The organism is Streptomyces flavofungini (assembly GCF_041028215.1).
GTDB lineage: Bacteria > Actinomycetota > Actinomycetes > Streptomycetales > Streptomycetaceae > Streptomyces > Streptomyces flavofungini_B.
This window is the reverse complement of record NZ_JASKYR010001135.1, coordinates 1-2,023: the sequence shown is the minus strand read 5'-3', so window position 1 is coordinate 2,023 and position 2,023 is coordinate 1. Positions and strand designations below refer to the sequence as shown.

General features: G+C 74.9%; 1 protein-coding gene. It reads left to right on the top strand.

Annotation, left to right across the window (positions count from 1 at the left end):
• Nucleotides 1-2,023 (top strand): acyltransferase domain-containing protein (locus tag AB8Z36_RS39115; protein ID WP_369218116.1); only part of this gene is annotated, 2,023 nt, incomplete at both ends.

Sequence of the window (2,023 nt, the reverse complement as noted above, 5' to 3'; positions counted from 1 at the left end):
GCCCTCACCGGCGCCACCCCCCTGGACATCGGCCACTCCCTGGCCACCGGACGCTCCACCTTCGAGCACCGCGCCGTCCTGCTCACCGGCGTCGACGGCGTCCCCACCGAGACCGCCCGGGGCCAGGCCGCCGAACGCACCCTCGCCGTGCTGTTCTCCGGCCAGGGCTCCCAGCGCGCCGGAATGGGCCGCGAACTGTACGCGCGCTTCCCGGTGTTCGCGGCGGCCCTCGACGAGGTGTGCGCCCTGCTCGACCCGCACCTGGACCGGCCGCTGCGCGACGTCCTCTTCGCCGGGCGCCGCACCCCCGAGGCGGAGCTCCTCGACACCACCGGCTACACCCAGCCCGCGCTGTTCGCCTTCGAGGTCGCCCTCTTCCGCCTGATCGAGTCCTGGGGAGTGGCCCCCGAGTTCGTCGCGGGCCACTCCATCGGCGAGATCACCGCCGCGCACGTGGCCGGGGTGTTCTCCCTCGCGGACGCGTGCACACTGGTGGCCGCGCGGGCCCGCCTGATGCAGGAACTGCCCGCCGGGGGAGCGATGGTGGCCGTCCAGGCCACCGAGGCCGAGGCCACGCCCCGGCTCACCGCGGGTGTCGCCCTGGCCGCCGTCAACGGCCCCGACTCCGTCGTCCTCGCCGGTGCCGAGAGCGACGTCCTCGCCCTGGCCGCCGCGTTCGACGCCGAGGGCCGCAAGACCCAGCGCCTGTCGGTCAGTCACGCCTTCCACTCGCCGCTGATGGAGCCGATGCTCGCGGAGTTCCGCCGCGTCGCCCAGAGTCTGACCTACCACGAGCCGGTCCTCCCGGTCGTCTCCAACCTCACCGGCACCCTCGCCGACGAGCACCAGCTCACCGACGCCGAGTACTGGGTCGACCACGTCCGGGGCACCGTCCGCTTCGCCGACGGGGTGCGCGCCCTCGCCGACGCCGGGGCCGACGCCTTCGCCGAACTCGGCCCCGACGGCGTGCTCACCGCCCTCGCCCAGCAGAGCCTCGACACCGGCACCGACTCCGGCGCGGTGGCCGTGGCGGCGCTGCGCAAGGACCGCGCCGAGGAGCGCTGCCTGCTCACCGCGCTCGCCCGGCTGCACACCGCCGGTGTCGGCGTCGACTGGGCCGCCTGCTTCGACGGCACCGGCGCCCGCCGCACCGACCTGCCCACCTACGCCTGGCAGCACGAGCGCTACTGGCCGGTCCTGATGGCCGCCGCCGGAGACGTCAGCGCCGCAGGACTCATCTCCGCCGAACACCCGCTGCTCGGCGCCGCCGTCTCCCTGGCAGGAACGGACGGCGTCCTGTTCACCGGACGCCTCTCCGCCCAGACCCACCCCTGGCTGATGGACCACACCGTCGGCGGCATGGCGGCCTTCCCCGCCACGGGTTTCCTGGAACTCGCCGTCCGCGCGGGCGACCAGGTCGGCTGCGACCGCATCGACGAACTCACCCTCGCCAAGCCCCTCATCCTCACCGAGAACGCCGCCGCCGTCGTCCAGGTGTGGGTCGGCGCCCCCGACGAGAGCGGCGCCCGCCCGGTCACCGTCTACTCCCAGACCGCCGACGACCCCGAGCAGCGCTGGACCGAACACGCCTCCGGCCTCCTCAGCACGGGCGAGCGCACCGCGGAGTTCGACGCCGCCGTGTGGCCGCCCCGCGGCGCCGTCGCCGCGGATCTGGAGGGCTTCTACGAGCGCACCGAGTACGGCCCCGTCTTCCAGGGCCTGCGCGCCGTGTGGACCCGTGGCGACGAGGCCTTCGTCGAGGTCGCCCTGCCCGCGCAGGTCGACGACGCCGAGTACTACGGCATGCACCCCGCCCTGCTCGACGCCGCCGTGCAGTCCGTCGGCTACGCGGGCCTCGGCGACGGCAAGAAGCTCGTGCCGTTCTCCTGGTCCGGGGTCTCCCTGCACGCGGGCGGCGCCTCCGTCGTCCGGGTCCGCGTCGCCCGTACCGGCGAGGACTCGGTGTCCATCGCCGCCGTCGACGTCGAGGGCGCCCCGGTGCTCTCCGCCGAGTCGCTGAGCC